A 16,125-nucleotide genomic window follows, 5' to 3' on the forward strand; every position below is an offset into this window, starting at 1 on the left:
CCGCTAAACACGGGGGCTGCGCGGCGGACACGCCGACGTCACAGCTACTGCCACGCCATTTTTGCAGAACTTGACGCACACAACTGAATCACCGGTTACCAGCCGATGCGAAGAGGCACTCGATTCTGGTTCGCCGGAACACTGCCGCTTAGGTAACGGCATGGATCCCAGGGTCTCCGCGACATCGCTCCGCTCCTGCTCCGCCCTGGGATGACGAATCGCGGCTGTTTCAGCCAATCTCTAAGCTTTGCGATTCACCGCGTTTGCTCAGATATGGATGGGCTTGAAGAACGTCGCCAGTGCCGCCTCCTTGACCGCCTCCGACATTGTCGGATGGGCGTGACAGGTGCGGGCTAGGTCTTCCGACGAGCCGCCAAATTCCATCAGCACCGCCGCCTCGTGGATCATCTCGCCGGCGCCGAAGCCGACGATGTGGACGCCGAGCACGCGGTCGCTGGCCTTGTCGGCCAGGATTTTCACAAAGCCGTCGGTGTGCAGCATGGCGCGCGCCCGGCCATTGGCGCTGAACGGGAATTTTCCCGCCTTGTAGTCGACGCCGGCCTTCTTCAATTCTTCTTCGGTCTTGCCGACCGAAGCGATTTCCGGCGTGGTGTAGACGACGCTTGGAATCACGTCATAGTTCACATGCCCGGCCTGGCCGGCAATGGTTTCGGCCACCGCCACGCCCTCGTCCTCGGCCTTGTGGGCGAGCATCGGGCCGGCGATGACATCGCCGATGGCGTAGATACCGGGGACTTTGGTCCTGAGATGGCCGTCGGTCTTGACCCAGCCGCGCTCGTCGACGTCGACGCCTGCCTCCTTAAGCCCGAGAGCGTCCGAATAGGCCCGTCGTCCCGTCGCGATCAGCACGGCGTCGGCCTCGATCGTCTCGGCCGCCCCGCCTTTGACTGGCTCGAAGGTGACCGTCGCTCCCTTCTTGGCCTTGGCGACGCCGGTCACCTTGGCGCCCAGCCTGAACTCAAAGCCCTGCTTCAACAGCAGGCGCTGGAACTGCTTGGAGACCTCGCCATCCATGCCGCCCAGGATGGTGTCGAGGAACTCGACCACGGTGACCTTGGCGCCGAGCCGCGCCCATACCGAGCCGAGCTCCAGCCCGATGACGCCGCCGCCGACCACCACCAGATGGCCCGGCACCTTGTCCAGCGACAGCGCGCCGGTCGACGACACGATCACCTTCTCGTCGAAATCGACCTTGACACCGGGAATGCCGGCGACGTCGGAGCCGGTGGCGATGACGATGTTCTTGGTCTCAATCTCCTCGACCTTGCCGTCATCGGAGGTCACCGACACCTTGCCAGCCGCAACTACTTTGCCGGTGCCGCGAAAACTGTCGATCTTGTTCTTCTTGAACAGGAAGGCGACGCCATTGACGTTGGCCGTCACCGTCGCATCCTTGTGTGCCATCATCTTGCCGAGATTGAGCTTGGGCGCGCCGATCTCGACGCCGAGCGCGTCGAAGGAATGGCCGGCCTCGGCAAACAGCTCGGACGCATGCAGCAGCGCCTTTGACGGGATGCAGCCGATGTTGAGGCAGGTACCGCCGAAGGTCGGGTTCTTTTCGACCACCGCCGTCTTCAGGCCGAGCTGTGCCGCCTTGATGGCGCAGACATAGCCGCCCGGTCCCGATCCGATGATAACGACGTCATAGGCCATGATACTGTCCCTTTGCTTTAGCGGCCGCCGCCGATTTCCAGATTGGCGCCTGTCGTATAGGAGGCCTCGTCCGACAGCAGCCAGAGAATTGCGGCCGCGACTTCCTCGGCAGTGCCTGCGCGCTGCATCGGCACCACCCGGCCCATTTTCTCGGCGCGATCCGGCTGCCCGCCGGAGGCATGAATTTCCGTGTCGATGATGCCCGGGCTGACCGCGTTGACACGGACGCCTTCCTCGGCCACTTCCCGCGCCAGGCCGACAGTGAAGGCGTTGATCGCGTTCTTGGAGGCTGCGTAGTCGATATATTGACCTGCCCCGCCAAGCCTTGCCGCGATCGAAGACAAATTGACGATGGCGCCGCCCTTGCCGCCATTTCTGGTCGACATGCGCTTCACCGCTTCGCGTGCGCAAAGCATCGGCCCAATCACATTGATCCGCATCATGCGCTCGAGCCGCGCGAACGACATCTCGTCGACCCGTGACAGGCTGTCGACGACACCGGCATTGTTGACCAGCGCATCAAGCCCGCCGAAGCGGTCTTCGACCGCCTCGAACATGGCCAGCACATCCGTCTCGCTGCCGACATCGGCCTTGAGGGCAAAGGCTTCTCCGCCGCCGGCCTCGATGTCGGCGACCACCGTTTCGGCCGCTTTTGCATTCGACGCGTAATTGACCGCAACGCGGTAGCCGGCCTCGGCGGCAAGCCTGCATGTAGCGGCGCCAATGCCGCGGCTGCCGCCGGTCACCAGCAGGATTTTTCCGCTCATTCCTGACATCCTTTCAGGGCAAAGACGTCCCAGGGCACCTTGGAAAAGCCGTTGGCGCCATAGGCCGCCGACATCTGCAACGACGCCCCCAGATCGGGCAGGATCAGCTTCTTCGGCGCATCCTTTCCTTCGCCCGGCAGCAACGCGATATTGCCCTGGTCGTCGGCCGTATAGATGACCCCCTCCCACACAGTGCAGGCGGCGAGCTCGTCGCCGGTGACGTCGCCGGCCGGGCATTTGTACATCAGTGAGCCATGCGGCCGCGCCACGCCCTCCGTCCACATGACGATTCCGTCGAGAACGACGCCCTTGTCGAGCACCATCTTGAAACTGTTGGTGACGGCGGCCGATTCGCCGGTTGGCCTGAAATCGATCTCGGCTGCGTTTTCAGTGTCGCCGTAGACGGCCAGTTCGAGCGGGCAGGCGGCAAGCGCAGCGGAGACCGTCTGCACGCCGAGTGCGGAGATCGTGACAAACAAACCGGACCGGAAACGAGAGGAACCAATCCGGTGGCGCAGATCCATTCTCCGGCTCACTCGGGCCGCCCCTAGAGGTCGAGCACCAGCCGCTCGGGATCCTCCAGGCTTTCCTTGACCCGCACCAGGAACGTCACCGCTTCCTTGCCGTCGACGATGCGGTGATCGTAGGACAGCGCCAGATACATCATCGGCCGGATGACGATCTGGCCGCCGACCACCACCGGCCGCTCCTGGATCTTGTGCATGCCCAAAATGCCCGACTGCGGCGCATTGAGGATCGGCGTCGACATCAGCGACCCGTAAACGCCACCGTTGGAAATCGTAAACGTGCCGCCTTGCATATCCGCAACCGATAGCTTGCCGTCGCGCGCCGCAAGCCCGAGCCTGCCGATGTCCTTCTCGATTTCGGCGATGGACATCTGGTCGGCATTGCGCACGACCGGCACGACAAGGCCTTTTTCGGTACCAACGGCGACGCCGATATGGGCGTAGTTCTTGAAGATGATGTCGGTGCCGTCGATCTCGGCGTTGACGGACGGGATCTCCTTCAGCGCATGGGTGACGGCCTTGGTGAAGAAACCCATGAAGCCGAGCTTCACGCCGTGCTTCTTCTCGAACACGTCCTTGTATTTGCTCCTCAGCGCCATCACCGCGCTCATGTCGACCTCGTTGAAGGTGGTCAGCATCGCGGCGGTCGATTGCGCTTCCTTGAGGCGGCGCGCGATGGTCTGGCGCAGCTTGGTCATGCGCACGCGCTCCTCGCGCGACGCATCGTCGGCCGAGGACGGCGCGCGCGCGGCGACAGGTGCCGACACAGGTGCTGCCTTTGGCATTTCGGCCGGCTGCGACGGCGCGCCCCTGGCGATCAGGTCGAGCACGTCGCCTTTCAGCACCTGGCCGCGCTTGCCCGAGCCCGAGACCTGGTCGACCGCAAGATTGTGCTCGGCCAGCAGCTTTGCCGCCGACGGCGCCGGCGGCATTGTGCGTGTCTCAATCGCGCCGGCGTCGCCGGCGATCTTGGCCGTCTCGGCCGCGGCCTGCTGGACGCTCGAGGCCGCGGTCGGAGCCGAGGCCTGCGACACCGCGTCCGGCTTCGCTGCCGGAGCGGCGGCAGCATTGGCTGCTGCGCCGGCGCCTGCCGAAATCGTGCCGAGCAGCGCCCCGACGCCAACCGTCTCGCCTTCCTTGACGGCGATCTCGCTGAGCGTGCCCGCGGCGGCGGCCGGCACTTCCACCGTCACCTTGTCGGTTTCGAGTTCGACCAGCGGCTCATCGGCGGCGATCGCGTCGCCGACCTTCTTGAACCATTTGCCGATGGTCGCCTCGGTGACGGATTCACCAAGTGTCGGGACGCGGATTTCGGTTGCCATTGTGCCTGTCCGTTTCTTTCGGTTCTATTTTATCCGCCCAGTTCTGTTCTATTCACCAAGCGCGTCGTCGAGCAAGGCGGCAAGCTGGGCGAGATGCTTCGACATCAATCCGGTCGCCGGCGAGGCGGCGGCCGGCCGGCCGGTATAGCGTACCCGCTGGTGCTTGGCGTCGATATGCGCCAGCACCCATTCGAGATACGGATCGATGAACGACCAGGCGCCCATGTTCTTGGGCTCCTCCTGGCACCACACCATCTCGGCATTGCGGAAGCGCGACAGTTCGGTGATCAGCGCCTTGGCCGGGAACGGATAGAGCTGCTCGACGCGCAGCAGGTAGATGTCGTTGATGCCGCGCTTCTCGCGCTCTTCGTAGAGGTCGTAGTAGACCTTGCCCGAACAGAGCACGACACGGCGGATCTTCGAATCCTTGGTGAGCTTGATGGCCTGGCCCGACAGCAGCTGGGCGTCGTCCCACAACAGCCGGTGAAAGGCGCTTTCGCCCGACATTTCCGGCAGCGTCGACACCGCCCGCTTGTGGCGCAGCAGCGACTTCGGCGTCATCAGGATCAGCGGCTTGCGGAAGTCCCGCTTCAATTGCCGGCGCAAGATGTGGAAGTAGTTGGCCGGCGTCGTGACGTTGGCGACCTGCATGTTGTCTTCCGCGCAAAGCTGCAGGAAGCGCTCGAGCCGGGCCGACGAATGCTCCGGCCCCTGGCCTTCATAGCCGTGCGGCAGCAGGCAGACGAGGCCCGACATTCTGAGCCACTTGCGCTCGCCCGACGAGATGAACTGGTCGAATACCACCTGGGCGCCATTGGCGAAGTCGCCGAACTGCGCTTCCCACAGCGTCAGCGCCTTCGGCTCAGCCAGCGAGTAGCCATATTCAAAGCCGAGCACGGCCTCTTCCGACAGCATCGAGTTGATGACCTCGAACCCGGCCTGCGCCGCCGACAGATTGTTGAGTGGGATGTAGCGGGTCTCGTCGCGCTGGTCGTAGAGCACGGAATGGCGCTGCGAGAAGGTGCCGCGCTCCGAATCCTGTCCGGACAGCCGGATCGGATTGCCGTCGAGCAGGATGGCGCCGAAGGCCAGCGCCTCGGCCGTCGACCAGTCGATGCCTTCGCCCGATTCGATCGCCTGGCGGCGGTTGTCGAGGAAGCGGATGATCGTCTTGTGTGCCTCGAAATCCTTCGGCACCTCGGTCAGCTTCTTGCCGATCTCCTTCAGCGTCTTGACCGGTACCGCGGTCTTGCCGCGCCGCTGTTCGTCCTGGTTGTCGGCCGAGCGCAGGCCGGACCAGGCGCCGTCCAGCCAGTCCGCCTTGTTCGGCTTATAGTGCTGGCCGACCTCGAATTCCTGCTCGAGATGCGCCCGCCAGTCGGCCTTCATCTTTTCGAGCTCGGCCTGGCTGATATGGCCTTCGGCGATCAGCCGGTCGGCATAGATCTGCATGGTCGTCTTCTGGTTGCGGATCTTGCGATACATGATCGGCTGGGTGAAGGCCGGCTCATCGCCCTCATTGTGGCCGAAGCGGCGGTAGCAGAACATGTCCACCACGACAGGCTTGTGGAACTTCATGCGGAATTCGATCGCCACCTTGGTGGCATGGACCACGGCTTCCGGATCGTCGCCATTGACGTGGAAGATCGGCGCCTCGATCATCTTGGCCACGTCGGACGGATAGGGCGACGAACGCGAAAAGCGCGGGTTGGTGGTGAAGCCGATCTGGTTGTTGATGATGAAATGCAGCGTGCCGGCGACGCGGTGGCCGCGCAGGCCGGACAAGCCAAGGATTTCGGCAATCACGCCCTGGCCGGCAAAAGCGGCATCGCCATGCAGCAGCAGCGGCAGCACCTTGGCGCGCTCTTCCAGCGGCACGATCTCCTCGCGGCTGCGGCCAAACAGATAATCCTGCTTGGCGCGCGCCTTGCCCATCACCACCGGATCGACGATTTCCAGATGCGATGGGTTGGCGGTCAGCGACAGATGCACCTTGTTGCCGTCGAACTCGCGGTCGGATGAGGCACCGAGATGGTACTTCACGTCGCCCGAGCCTTCGACCTCGTCGGGCGCGGCCGAGCCGCCCTTGAACTCGTGGAAAATGGCGCGGTGCGGCTTGGCCATCACCTGCGACAGCACGTTCAGCCGGCCGCGATGCGCCATGCCGAGCACGATCTCCTTCATGCCGAGCTGGCCGCCGCGCTTGACGATCTGCTCCAGCGCCGGGATCAGCGACTCGCCGCCATCGAGGCCGAAGCGCTTGGTTCCCTTGTACTTGACGTCGATGAACTGCTCGAAGCCTTCGGCCTCGACCAGCTTTTGCAGGATCGCCTTCTTGCCGGTGGCGGTGAAGGAGATCTCCTTGTCGGCGCCCTCGATGCGCGCCTGGATCCAGGCCTTCTCCTCGGGATCGGAGATATGCATGAATTCGACGCCGAGCGTCGAGCAATAGGTCCGGGTCAGGATGTCGAGCATCTGCCGGATGGTGCCGAATTCCAGCCCGAGCACATTGTCGAGGAAGATCGGCCGGTCGTAATCGGCTTCGGTGAAGCCGTAATTCTCCGGCGACAGCTCGTTATAATCCTCGAGCGGCTTGGCAATGCCGAGCGGATCGAGATTGGCATGCAGGTGGCCGCGCATGCGAAAGGCGCGGATCATCATGATGGCGCGGACGGAATCGCGCGTCGCCTGATGCACGTCGGCGTCGGAAAGCGCTGCGCCGTTGCCGGCTGCTCGGTCCTTGACCTTCTTTTCGATGTGCTTTTCGACCAGGCCCCAATTGCCGTCCAGCGCCGAGACAAGCTCGCCGTTGGCCTGCATCGGCCAGGAGGGCTTGGCCCATGAGGCGCCCTTGGCATTCTTGCGCACGTCGCCAGCGTCGTCCTTCAGCGCCGCGAAAAAGTCCTGCCATTCGGGATCGACCGACGCGGGATCGTCCTCATAAGCGGCATAAAGCGCGTCGATATAGTCGGCATTGCCGCCATAGAGAAACGAGGTAAGCGAAAACTGGTCGTTGGCCTGATCTTGTCTTGCCATTTTTTTTCCGCGGAGCGCCTGCTCCGTCTCCTTTTCAGAGCGAATAGAGAGTAGTGAGTAAGGATTTCCCTGGTTCGCGCCGTTACTCTGTTTTTCCTATTCGCTATTCACTACTCGCTACTCACTTATCCTTTGATCGCCTCGACCAGCGTCGTACCGAGCCGTGCTGGCGACGGCGATACCTTGATGCCGGCCGATTCCATCGCCGCGATCTTGTCTTCCGCGCCGCCCTTGCCGCCCGAGATGACCGCGCCCGCATGGCCCATGGTGCGGCCCGCCGGCGCCGTGCGCCCGGCGATGAAGCCCGCCATCGGCTTGCTGCGGCCACGCTTTGCCTCATCCTTGAGGAACTGCGCGGCGCCTTCCTCGGCCGAGCCGCCGATCTCACCGATCATGATGATCGACTTGGTCTCATCGTCGGCAAGGAACATCTCCAGCACGTCGATGAACTCCGTGCCTTTGACCGGATCGCCGCCAATGCCGACGGCGGTGGTCTGGCCGAGACCGACATTGGTGGTCTGGAACACCGCCTCATACGTAAGCGTTCCCGAGCGCGAAACAACGCCGACCGAGCCCTTGCGGAAGATGTTGCCGGGCATGATACCGATCTTGCATTGGTCGGGGGTCAGCACGCCGGGGCAGTTCGGCCCGATCAGCCGCGATTTCGAGCGGTCGAGCCTCGCCTTGACCTTGATCATGTCCATCACCGGTATGCCCTCGGTGATGCAGACGATCAGCGGGATCTCGGCCTCGATCGCTTCCAGGATCGCTTCGGCGGCACCCGCCGGCGGCACGTAGACGACCGAAGCGTTGGCGCCGGTCTTCGCCTTGCCTTCGGCTACGGTGGCGAAGATCGGCAGTGCCTCGCCCTTGGCGCCGGTCCAGATCTCGCCGCCCTTCTTGGGATGGATGCCGCCGACCATTTTCGTGCCGTGATAGGCCAGCGCCTGTTCGGTGTGGAACGTGCCGGTCTTGCCGGTCAGGCCCTGCACCAGCACCTTGGTGTTCTTGTCGACGAGAATGGACATGGTGGTCCTTTTCAAAAACCGTTGATCGGGGAAGGCCGCGCGCTCATCGTCACAACCGCTTCAGCTCGGCGACGGTCAGGTCGCTCTTGGCGTTGCCGGTGTTGAGCGTCGTCGCCGGCTCGAACATCAGCACAACAGGTTCTTCGCTCAGCGAGCGCGGCCGGTGCTCGACGGCGCGCGGCACGACGATGAACTCGCCGCTGGAAAGCTCCACCGTGCCGTCGCGGAAATCGATGGCGATGCGGCCGCGCAGCACCAGGAAGGCCTCGTCTTCATTGTCGTGCGCGTGCCAGTCGAAGACGTCGCCGAACTTGGCGATCTTGACCTGGGAATCGTTGACGTCGCCGGCAATATGCGGATCGAAGACCTTCTTGATCTTCGTATCCGCCGCCTCGACGAGGTTTATCTTGTGCGGAGGCACAGACTCAGCCCTTCACCGCCGCCACGATCTTCTTGGCCGCATCGTCGAGATCATCGGCCGACACTACGTTCAGCCCGCTGTCGTTGATGATCTTCTTGCCGAGCTCGGCATTGGTTCCTTCCAGCCGCACAACCAGCGGCACTTGCAGGCCGACCTCCTTGACCGCGGCGATGACGCCCTCAGCGATGATGTCGCACTTCATGATGCCGCCGAAGATATTGATAAGAATGCCTTTGACCGCTGGATCCTTGGTGATGATCTTGAACGCCGCCGTCACTTTTTCCTTAGACGCGCCGCCGCCGACATCGAGGAAGTTGGCCGGCTCGGCGCCGTAGAGCTTGATGATGTCCATCGTCGCCATGGCAAGGCCGGCGCCGTTGACCATGCAGCCGATATTACCGTCGAGCGCGACATAGGCCAGGTCGTATTTCGACGCCTCGATCTCCTTCTCGTCCTCTTCGGTGGTGTCGCGCAATTCGAGCACGTCCGGGTGGCGGAACAGCGCATTGTTGTCGAACGACACTTTTGCGTCGAGCACGCGCAGCCGGCCGCTCTTCATGACGATCAGCGGGTTGATCTCGAGCAGGCTCATGTCCTTCTCGACAAATGCCTTGTAGAGGATCGGAAACAGCGTGCCACCATCTTTGGCGGCGTCGCCGTCGAGCCTCAGTGCGGCGTTGAGCGTGTTCACATCGTCGGCCGTCACGCCCTTTTCCGGGTCGATGGCGACGGTGATGATCTTTTCCGGCGTGTCGTGGGCGACCGCCTCGATGTCCATGCCGCCCTCGGTCGAGACGACGAAGGCGACGCGCCCGACCGAGCGGTCGACCAGGATCGACAGATAGAGCTCGCGCTCGATGTCAGCGCCGTCCTCGATGTAGAGCCGGTTGACCTGCTTGCCGGCCGGGCCGGTCTGCTTGGTGACCAGCGTATGGCCGAGCATCTCCTTGGCGTTGGCGACGACCTCGGCCACCGACTTCGCCAGCCTGACGCCGCCCTTCGCATCGGCGCCGAGCTCCGTGAACTTGCCCTTGCCGCGGCCGCCGGCATGGATCTGGCTCTTGACCACATAGAGCGGGCCGGGCAGCGCCTTGGCGGCGGCTTCCGCCTCGCTCGCCTTGAACACCGGCACGCCCTCGGCCACTGGTGCGCCAAAACCTTTCAGCAGCGCCTTGCCCTGATACTCATGGATGTTCATGCGCTATATCTCCAGCTTGTTTGGCGGGCTTGGTTGCCGGCTTATTTGGCCGCGAGATGCGGAGCGATCTTGACGCAGGCGTCGCACAGACCCTGCACCGCGGCGACCGAACTGTCGAACATCTTCTGTTCGCTTTTCGCCAGTTCGATCTCGATGATACGCTCGACGCCGCCGGCGCCGATCACCACGGGAACGCCGACATAGGTGTTCTTGACGCCATATTGGCCGGAAAGAAAGGCAGCACAGGGCAGCACCCGCTTCTTGTCCTTGAGATAGGCTTCGGCCATGGCGATGGCCGAGGCGGCGGGCGCGTAGAAGGCCGAACCGGTCTTGAGCAGGCCGACGATCTCGGCGCCGCCGTCGCGGGTGCGCTGCACGATCTGGTCGAGCCGCTCCTTCGAGGTCCAGCCCATCTTGATGAGGTCGGGCAGCGGGATGCCGGCAACGGTGGAATAGCGGATCATCGGCACCATGGAATCGCCGTGGCCACCGAGCACGAAGGCGGTGACATCCTCGACCGAGACCTTGAATTCCTCGGCCAGGAAATAACGGAAGCGCGAACTGTCGAGCACGCCGGCCATGCCGACGACATGGCTCTTCGGCAGGCCGGAAAACTTCTGCAGCGCCCAGACCATGGCGTCGAGCGGATTGGTGATGCAGATGACGAAGGCCTTCGGCGCGTATTTCTTGAGGCCGGCGCCGACCTGCTCCATCACCTTCAGATTGATGCCCAGAAGATCGTCGCGGCTCATGCCGGGCTTGCGCGGCACGCCGGCGGTGACGATGCAGACGTCGGCGCCCTCGATGCCGGCATAGTCGTTGACGCCGGTCAGCCTGGAGTCGAACCCATCGACCGGCGACGACTGCGCGATGTCCAGCCCCTTGCCTTGCGGGATGCCTTCGGCGATATCGAACAGCACGACGTCGCCGAGATCCTTGAGGCCGACCATGTGGGCGAGGGTGCCGCCGATCATGCCCGAGCCGATGAGCGCTATCTTGTTGCGTGCCATGTCAGGATGTTTTCCCTTTGACTATGACGGCGCCCAAATCCTTGACGATTTGATGACGGCGTCGGAGGAAGAGGCCGGAATGCTGCGGAACCGCGAAATTCGCCGCACGCAATAGCCCCGGCCGTGCAAAAATTCAAACGATTATTTTGGAGTGAGTAATTTCAATCGGTTAGAAACAATGGGACTTACGTAAACGTAAAAGTTCTGAAGCCGGCTAGAGGAATTCTACACAATGGCATCTGAAATCAGAAGGCTATTTCCGGGCGATGACGCCCTTGTGATGCGGGTTGCCGACGAGGTTCTCGATGAGCCGGTCAGGCCGGATCGACTCTCTGCCTATCTCGCGGCGCCCGGCCATTTCATGATCGTGGCCCTCGCCGACGGCGTCGTTATCGGCCAATGCGCCGCGATCGTCCACCGGCACCCGGACAAGGTGAGCGAACTCTACATAGACGAGGTCGGCGTGGCGCCGGCCTTTCAACGCCAGGGCATTGCGACGAGGATGCTCGACGCCATGTTCGCACTCGGTCGCGAGCATGGTTGTGAGGAGGCCTGGGTCGGCACCGAGCCGGACAATGTTGCTGCTCGCGCACTTTACGAGTCGCGAAAGGTGCCGCATGGGCCGGCGGAGGATTTTGTGATGTATGTTTATCGATTATAGACGCGGCGGGACGGACCCTTTTAACGATGGCTGGACAGGTGTGAAGGAGCGCTGCAGATCAGCCTGCTGGGCATCGGGCTCCTAGCCCTAAGCCTGCCGCGCCTCTGTCGATGATCCCCGCGCCTTCTGCCTTTCCACCCAATCCTCCAGCCAGTCGTGGCTCTGCATCTCGATCAGCCGCGATGCGGTGCGCTCGAACTCGAAGACCTCGTTGCCGCGCTTGGCCGTATAGAGCTGCGGCGGCGGTGCTGCGGCGCTCATCACCAGCCGCACATGATGATCGTAGAGCGTATCGACCAGCAGGATGAAGCGCTTGGCTTCGTTGCGCTTGCCTTCGCCGAGCACCGGCACATGGTCGATGAAGATGGTCGAGAAACGGCCGGCGATGGCAAGATAGTCACGGGCGCCGAGCGGCCTCTCGCAGAGATCAGCGAAGGAAAACCGCGCCGCCTCGCCGGCAGCACGCGGCACTACGACATGCCGGCCCTTCACCAACAGCATCGTCTCGGCCGTCGGCCTGCCATGCGTCATCACCGCCCAGGCGTCGTCGAGCGCATGGTCGGCGGCGGCATCGGCCGGGGTGACGTAGACCGGCATGCGGCTGAGCTTGTCGAGGCGGTAATCCTTGTCGGCGTCCAGCGCCAGCACCTGCGCGTGGCGCTCCAAGATAGCAACAAACGGCAAGAACAACTGACGGTTCAGGCCGTCACGGTAGAGCTCCTGCGGCGCGACATTGGAAGTGGCGACCAGCACCACGCCATTGGCAAACAACGCCGAAAACAACCTGGACAGGATCATCGCATCGGCGATGTCGGTGACCGAAAACTCGTCGAAGCACAGCACCCAGGCTTCCTCGGCCAGCGCGCGCGCCACCGGTGGGATCGGATCGTCCTCCTTGGCCGTGCCGTTCTTGCGAGCCTGCCGGTGCTTCTGGATGCGATCCTGCACGTCGGCCATGAAATCGTTGAAATGCACGCGGCGCTTGCGCCGCACCGGCAGCAGCTCGAAGAACATATCCATCAGCATGGTTTTGCCGCGGCCGACGCCGCCATGGATGTAGAGGCCCTTGACTGCCTCGTGCACTTCGCGCTTGCGGGCGAACAGCCACCCAAGTGCGCTTGATTTATGCGCCAGCCGCTTTGCCGATATTTCGTCGATCAGCCGGTCGAGCGCAGCGGCGATCCGCTCCTGCGCCGGGTCGCGCCCGATGGCGCCCGTCTCGACCAGATGGTCGTAGCGCTGCTTGACGGTCGCATGGGTCTGGAGGCCGTCACGCAGATGCATCGGTCACGTCGTTCCGGAGCAATTCCAAGAAAAGTGTGTAGCGGTTTTCTGTCCGGAATTGCGTAACAATAGGGGCGGTTCGATTACCTTGTAAGCGAGATCGGCAGGCCGTTGGAAGTCTGGCCGTCGAATTTCTCGCCGCCCGAGGAATACAGCCGTGCCAGCGTGCCGCCGTTCTCGTCAAAGAGCGTCAGCTGTTTGCCGGCGACGTTCCAGGATTTGATGCCGTCGAGCGGCGCCGGGCAATGCAGCGGTCCGGCGCGATAGCCCGAGCCGAATTTGGTCTGCGGCGTCGCCACCTGACAGCTCTGGCCGGACACGCTTGCCTTCCACACGCCGGCGACGCTGGAGGCGGTCAGGTCGGCCGCGCCGGCCGGCGCCGTCCCGTCGGGCGGCAACGAGGCGACCTGGGTGTTCTGCGGCGCGGTTGGAAATTTCGACGGATCGGCCGGGCCGGGTGTCGCCGGGGGCGGCAGCTGGTTTGCAGTCACCTTGCCGGCGGGCGCAGCTTCCAGCGGCGCCGGCTGCTGCTCGTCCATTGATGAGAACCGCGAGGTTGAACAGCCGCTCGCAACGAGCGCGGCCAGCGATACGGCCAGCAGGCCGGTTTTCGAAAATCTCATTCTTCAACCTCCGTCGGATCCGGCTGGGGGGTGCCGTCCGCGCAATGTCCCTCTCACCAAGATGGAGAAGGTGGCGAAATTTCAACCCGATATGGTTAAAATACGGTTTGCGCCGCTAATGTTGCAAATTTATCGCAAAATGCACATTGCCTGGCTGATACCTCCGGGTCGGTGCGATACGGCGCGCCGGCTCCAAATCCTTGACGTTCACCTCAAATGCTTGCGCCAGCTGGCTCCGGCATTATCTCTTGGCGATCAGCAAACTGCAGGGAGCCGATTTCTTGGCCGCGAGAAAGAGAGCCGCCAACCGCTATTACAGCGGCCCGCCCAGCGATCATTTCGACGGCACCTTGTTCTTCAATCCCGACGGCCGGCCGCCGGGTCGCTTTGCCGATCTGTTGAAATGGCAATTGAGCGGCGAGCGCTCGAAATGGCCGGCGGCGAATCCGAGTCCGTTTCCACCGGCAAGACCGGTCGAGCGGATCGATGGTGCAGCGCTCCGCCTCACCATGGTCGGCCATTCCTCGCTGCTCGTCCAGACAGCCGGCCTGAACATCCTTACCGATCCGGTCTGGTCGCGGCGTGTCTCGCCAATCTCGTTCGCCGGGCCGAAACGCGTCAATCCGCCGGGCATCGCCTTTTCCCATCTGCCGCCGATCGACCTCGTGCTGGTCAGCCACAACCATTACGACCATCTCGACCTCGCCACGCTGAAGCGCCTGAAGGCAACGCACGACCCGCTACTGCTGACGCCGCTCGGCAACGACGCCATCATCGGCGCTGCCGTTCCCGGTATGCGGCTTTCCGCGCATGACTGGGGCGATCGGGTCGATATCGGCGATGACGTCGCCGTGCATGTCGAGCCGGTGCACCACTGGTCGGCCCGCGGTACTCGCGACCGGCGCATGGCGCTGTGGGCGGGTTTCGTCGTCGAAACGCCAAGTGCAAAGATCTATTTTGCCGGCGATACCGGCTTCCACGGCGGTATCAACTACCGGCTGATGGCTGAAAAGCATGGCGGCTTCCGCCTCGCCATCCTGCCGATCGGCGCCTACGAGCCGCGCTGGTTCATGGCGCCGCATCACCAGGATCCGGAGGAGGCGGTGCAAGGCATGCTTTTGTGCAACGCTGGCTATGCCGCCGGCTGCCACTGGGGCACATTCCGGCTCACCAACGAGCCGATCGACGAGCCGGCCAGAAAGCTCGGCGAAGCGCTTGGAGCCGCCGGTCTGCCGCGGGATCGTTTCCGTGCCTTGCAGCCGGGCGAAGTCTGGGACGTGCCAGAGGTTTAGCGCGGCGGCTGGCCTGACGGCGAAGGCGGCTGCAAAGCTTCCATATGCCTGGCTATATGGGCGGCGTCGCGGCCCACATATGAAAGAAGGCCGCAGCCGAAGGTATGCATCCAATGAAGGCCAAGAAAGTACAGGCCGGGAAAGGCTGTCACGCCACGCTGTTGAATAGGTGCGTTGCGCGAATCGAAAATTGGTAAATCGATCCAGTTATAGTCGAAGCGATATCCCGTTCCCCAGATGACCGAGCCGACGTTCTCACCGGAGATATCCACTGACCGGGCGCCGCCGACTTCCGCCAGGATTGGCGTTGCTGAGCGTTCATTGCCATCGCTGATGTGGTCCGCGACTTCAGGTTTCTCTGCCAGCGCCTCTGCCGCGGAGACAAAATCGTCATAGGACCTATCGGCTTCAGCCAATATCTGCGAGGCATCCCCGGCCACCAACAGTTTTCCATCGGCGCATCCGAGTACACGTCCCAGCACCACTCCACCATCGCGTGCAAAACGGCGGACGTTCATATCGTAACCGCCGTTGACACCGGTTACGACGGTCGAGGGGGGATACCGCCGCTCCGGGAAACTATCGATAGTGATCTCGAAACGTCCCATTTTGTCGAACCACCACAAGACATCCTGGCCGCGATAGCGCCGCGGCACCCGACGATGCGGACTGACCGAAAGATAGACATCGCGCCCGGATTGCTGGAGTTCATCCGCAATCTGGCTACCGGATGCACCACTGCCCACCACCAGCACCACTCCGGGGGGAAGCTCGTCGGGGTTGCGGTACCTCGAAGCGTGAACCTGGTAAACGGATCGAGGCAAATCCTTGGCCGCCGCCGGTACCATCGAACGCTGGAAAGGGCCCGTCGCCACAACGACATTGCGGGCCGTCATGCTGCCGGCGTTTGTCTCCAACGCATAATCGCCGGTATCCCTGTGTCGGAGCTTCGTGACCTCCACACCCTCGCGAACCGGAGCTGCAATTTTTGCCGCATAGTGCTCGATGAACCGCGTGATGGCGGTGTGGTGGGCGAATCCTTCCGGTTCAGGGTCCTGATAAGAAACCCCAGGAAGCTCTATTGCCTGGTTGATGAATTGAAACCGAAGCGAATCCCAACGCTCAGTCCGCCAGCGTCCGGCAATACGCGCGCGTTCCAACACGACATGCTCACGTTCATGTTGGTGAAGATAGTAACTCATGGCGAGCCCCGCCTGGCCGCCACCAATAATGATCGTGTCCCAACGCTCAGTCATTGGAAAACTCTATCGCCGGCCCGCCA

Annotated in this window: 14 protein-coding genes; 2 read left to right on the top strand and 12 right to left on the bottom strand. The window is 62.9% G+C overall.

Annotated elements, in window-relative coordinates; all coding sequences use genetic code 11:
• Positions 1 to 267: 267 nt before the first annotated feature.
• The 9 genes from lpdA to mdh form a co-directional block, all read right to left on the bottom strand.
• Positions 268 to 1,674 carry a dihydrolipoyl dehydrogenase gene (gene lpdA, locus NKI50_RS24675; protein WP_352717859.1) on the bottom strand — a complete coding sequence of 469 codons (1,407 nt, stop codon included), beginning with the start codon at positions 1,672 to 1,674 and terminating at the stop codon, positions 268 to 270.
• Between the two features lie 17 nt (positions 1,675 to 1,691).
• Positions 1,692 to 2,441, bottom strand: coding sequence for an SDR family oxidoreductase (locus NKI50_RS24680; protein WP_502900377.1), 750 nt, complete (start codon positions 2,439 to 2,441; stop codon positions 1,692 to 1,694).
• Complete coding sequence (locus NKI50_RS24685; protein WP_352481048.1) at positions 2,438 to 2,965, bottom strand: hypothetical protein; 528 nt, start codon at positions 2,963 to 2,965, stop codon at positions 2,438 to 2,440. The genes NKI50_RS24680 and NKI50_RS24685 overlap by 4 nt, the downstream gene beginning before the upstream one ends.
• Positions 2,966 to 2,988: 23 nt before the next feature.
• Positions 2,989 to 4,290: a 2-oxoglutarate dehydrogenase complex dihydrolipoyllysine-residue succinyltransferase gene (gene odhB, locus NKI50_RS24690; RefSeq protein ID WP_352481049.1), complete on the bottom strand. Its 1,302-nt coding sequence runs from the start codon at positions 4,288 to 4,290 to the stop codon at positions 2,989 to 2,991.
• 48 nt (positions 4,291 to 4,338) lie between these two features.
• Entirely contained in the window at positions 4,339 to 7,326 is a 2,988-nt protein-coding gene (locus NKI50_RS24695; RefSeq protein WP_352717863.1) for a 2-oxoglutarate dehydrogenase E1 component, read from the bottom strand.
• Positions 7,327 to 7,451: 125 nt separating this feature from the next.
• A complete protein-coding gene (gene sucD, locus NKI50_RS24700) occupies positions 7,452 to 8,354 on the bottom strand; it encodes a succinate--CoA ligase subunit alpha (RefSeq protein ID WP_352717865.1) in 903 nt (300 codons plus the stop codon).
• 49 nt (positions 8,355 to 8,403) lie between these two features.
• Complete coding sequence (locus NKI50_RS24705) at positions 8,404 to 8,775, bottom strand: cupin domain-containing protein (protein ID WP_023723110.1); 372 nt, start codon at positions 8,773 to 8,775, stop codon at positions 8,404 to 8,406.
• A 4-nt stretch (positions 8,776 to 8,779) separates the two neighbouring features.
• On the bottom strand, positions 8,780 to 9,973 hold the full coding sequence (gene sucC, locus NKI50_RS24710; protein ID WP_352481052.1) for an ADP-forming succinate--CoA ligase subunit beta: 1,194 nt from the start codon (positions 9,971 to 9,973) through the stop codon (positions 8,780 to 8,782).
• A gap of 41 nt (positions 9,974 to 10,014) precedes the next feature.
• The gene (gene mdh / locus NKI50_RS24715) at positions 10,015 to 10,983 is read right to left on the bottom strand and encodes a malate dehydrogenase (protein WP_023723107.1); all 969 of its coding nucleotides are present in this window, start codon (positions 10,981 to 10,983) and stop codon (positions 10,015 to 10,017) included.
• Positions 10,984 to 11,215: 232 nt separating this feature from the next.
• Here mdh and NKI50_RS24720 point away from each other — a divergent pair, with 232 nt between their 5' ends.
• Positions 11,216 to 11,644, top strand: coding sequence for a GNAT family N-acetyltransferase (locus NKI50_RS24720; RefSeq protein WP_352717868.1), 429 nt, complete (start codon positions 11,216 to 11,218; stop codon positions 11,642 to 11,644).
• Positions 11,645 to 11,731: 87 nt separating this feature from the next.
• Here the strand turns inward: NKI50_RS24720 and zapE are convergent, their stop codons facing one another.
• Both zapE and NKI50_RS24730 read right to left on the bottom strand, forming a co-directional pair.
• Positions 11,732 to 12,928 carry a cell division protein ZapE gene (zapE, locus tag NKI50_RS24725; protein ID WP_352717870.1) on the bottom strand — a complete coding sequence of 399 codons (1,197 nt, stop codon included), beginning with the start codon at positions 12,926 to 12,928 and terminating at the stop codon, positions 11,732 to 11,734.
• Between the two features lie 83 nt (positions 12,929 to 13,011).
• The gene (locus NKI50_RS24730; RefSeq protein WP_023723103.1) at positions 13,012 to 13,551 is read right to left on the bottom strand and encodes a protease inhibitor Inh/omp19 family protein; all 540 of its coding nucleotides are present in this window, start codon (positions 13,549 to 13,551) and stop codon (positions 13,012 to 13,014) included.
• 281 nt (positions 13,552 to 13,832) lie between these two features.
• On the opposite strand from NKI50_RS24730, the gene NKI50_RS24735 reads away from it, so the two are divergent.
• Complete coding sequence (locus tag NKI50_RS24735) at positions 13,833 to 14,843, top strand: MBL fold metallo-hydrolase (protein ID WP_352588018.1); 1,011 nt, start codon at positions 13,833 to 13,835, stop codon at positions 14,841 to 14,843.
• Here NKI50_RS24735 and NKI50_RS24740 read toward each other — a convergent pair.
• Complete coding sequence (locus tag NKI50_RS24740) at positions 14,840 to 16,099, bottom strand: flavin-containing monooxygenase (RefSeq protein WP_352641043.1); 1,260 nt, start codon at positions 16,097 to 16,099, stop codon at positions 14,840 to 14,842. The two genes, NKI50_RS24735 and NKI50_RS24740, sit on opposite strands and share 4 nt — an antisense overlap.
• Positions 16,100 to 16,125 lie beyond the last annotated feature (26 nt).

It is taken from the genome of Mesorhizobium sp. M0563 (genome assembly GCF_040321065.1).
Classification (GTDB): Bacteria; Pseudomonadota; Alphaproteobacteria; order Rhizobiales; family Rhizobiaceae; genus Mesorhizobium.

What these genes read in the sequence shown, in the direction of transcription:
- lpdA (WP_352717859.1), bottom strand. Translation starts at nt 1,674, where the DNA reads ATGGCCTATGACGTCGTTATCATCGGATCGGGACCGGGCGGCTATGTC.
- NKI50_RS24680 (WP_502900377.1), bottom strand. Translation starts at nt 2,441, where the DNA reads ATGAGCGGAAAAATCCTGCTGGTGACCGGCGGCAGCCGCGGCATTGGC.
- NKI50_RS24685 (WP_352481048.1), bottom strand. Translation starts at nt 2,965, where the DNA reads ATGGATCTGCGCCACCGGATTGGTTCCTCTCGTTTCCGGTCCGGTTTG.
- odhB (WP_352481049.1), bottom strand. Translation starts at nt 4,290, where the DNA reads ATGGCAACCGAAATCCGCGTCCCGACACTTGGTGAATCCGTCACCGAG.
- NKI50_RS24695 (WP_352717863.1), bottom strand. Translation starts at nt 7,326, where the DNA reads ATGGCAAGACAAGATCAGGCCAACGACCAGTTTTCGCTTACCTCGTTT.
- sucD (WP_352717865.1), bottom strand. Translation starts at nt 8,354, where the DNA reads ATGTCCATTCTCGTCGACAAGAACACCAAGGTGCTGGTGCAGGGCCTG.
- sucC (WP_352481052.1), bottom strand. Translation starts at nt 9,973, where the DNA reads ATGAACATCCATGAGTATCAGGGCAAGGCGCTGCTGAAAGGTTTTGGC.
- mdh (WP_023723107.1), bottom strand. Translation starts at nt 10,983, where the DNA reads ATGGCACGCAACAAGATAGCGCTCATCGGCTCGGGCATGATCGGCGGC.
- NKI50_RS24720 (WP_352717868.1), top strand. Translation starts at nt 11,216, where the DNA reads ATGGCATCTGAAATCAGAAGGCTATTTCCGGGCGATGACGCCCTTGTG.
- zapE (WP_352717870.1), bottom strand. Translation starts at nt 12,928, where the DNA reads ATGCATCTGCGTGACGGCCTCCAGACCCATGCGACCGTCAAGCAGCGC.
- NKI50_RS24730 (WP_023723103.1), bottom strand. Translation starts at nt 13,551, where the DNA reads ATGAGATTTTCGAAAACCGGCCTGCTGGCCGTATCGCTGGCCGCGCTC.
- NKI50_RS24740 (WP_352641043.1), bottom strand. Translation starts at nt 16,099, where the DNA reads ATGACTGAGCGTTGGGACACGATCATTATTGGTGGCGGCCAGGCGGGG.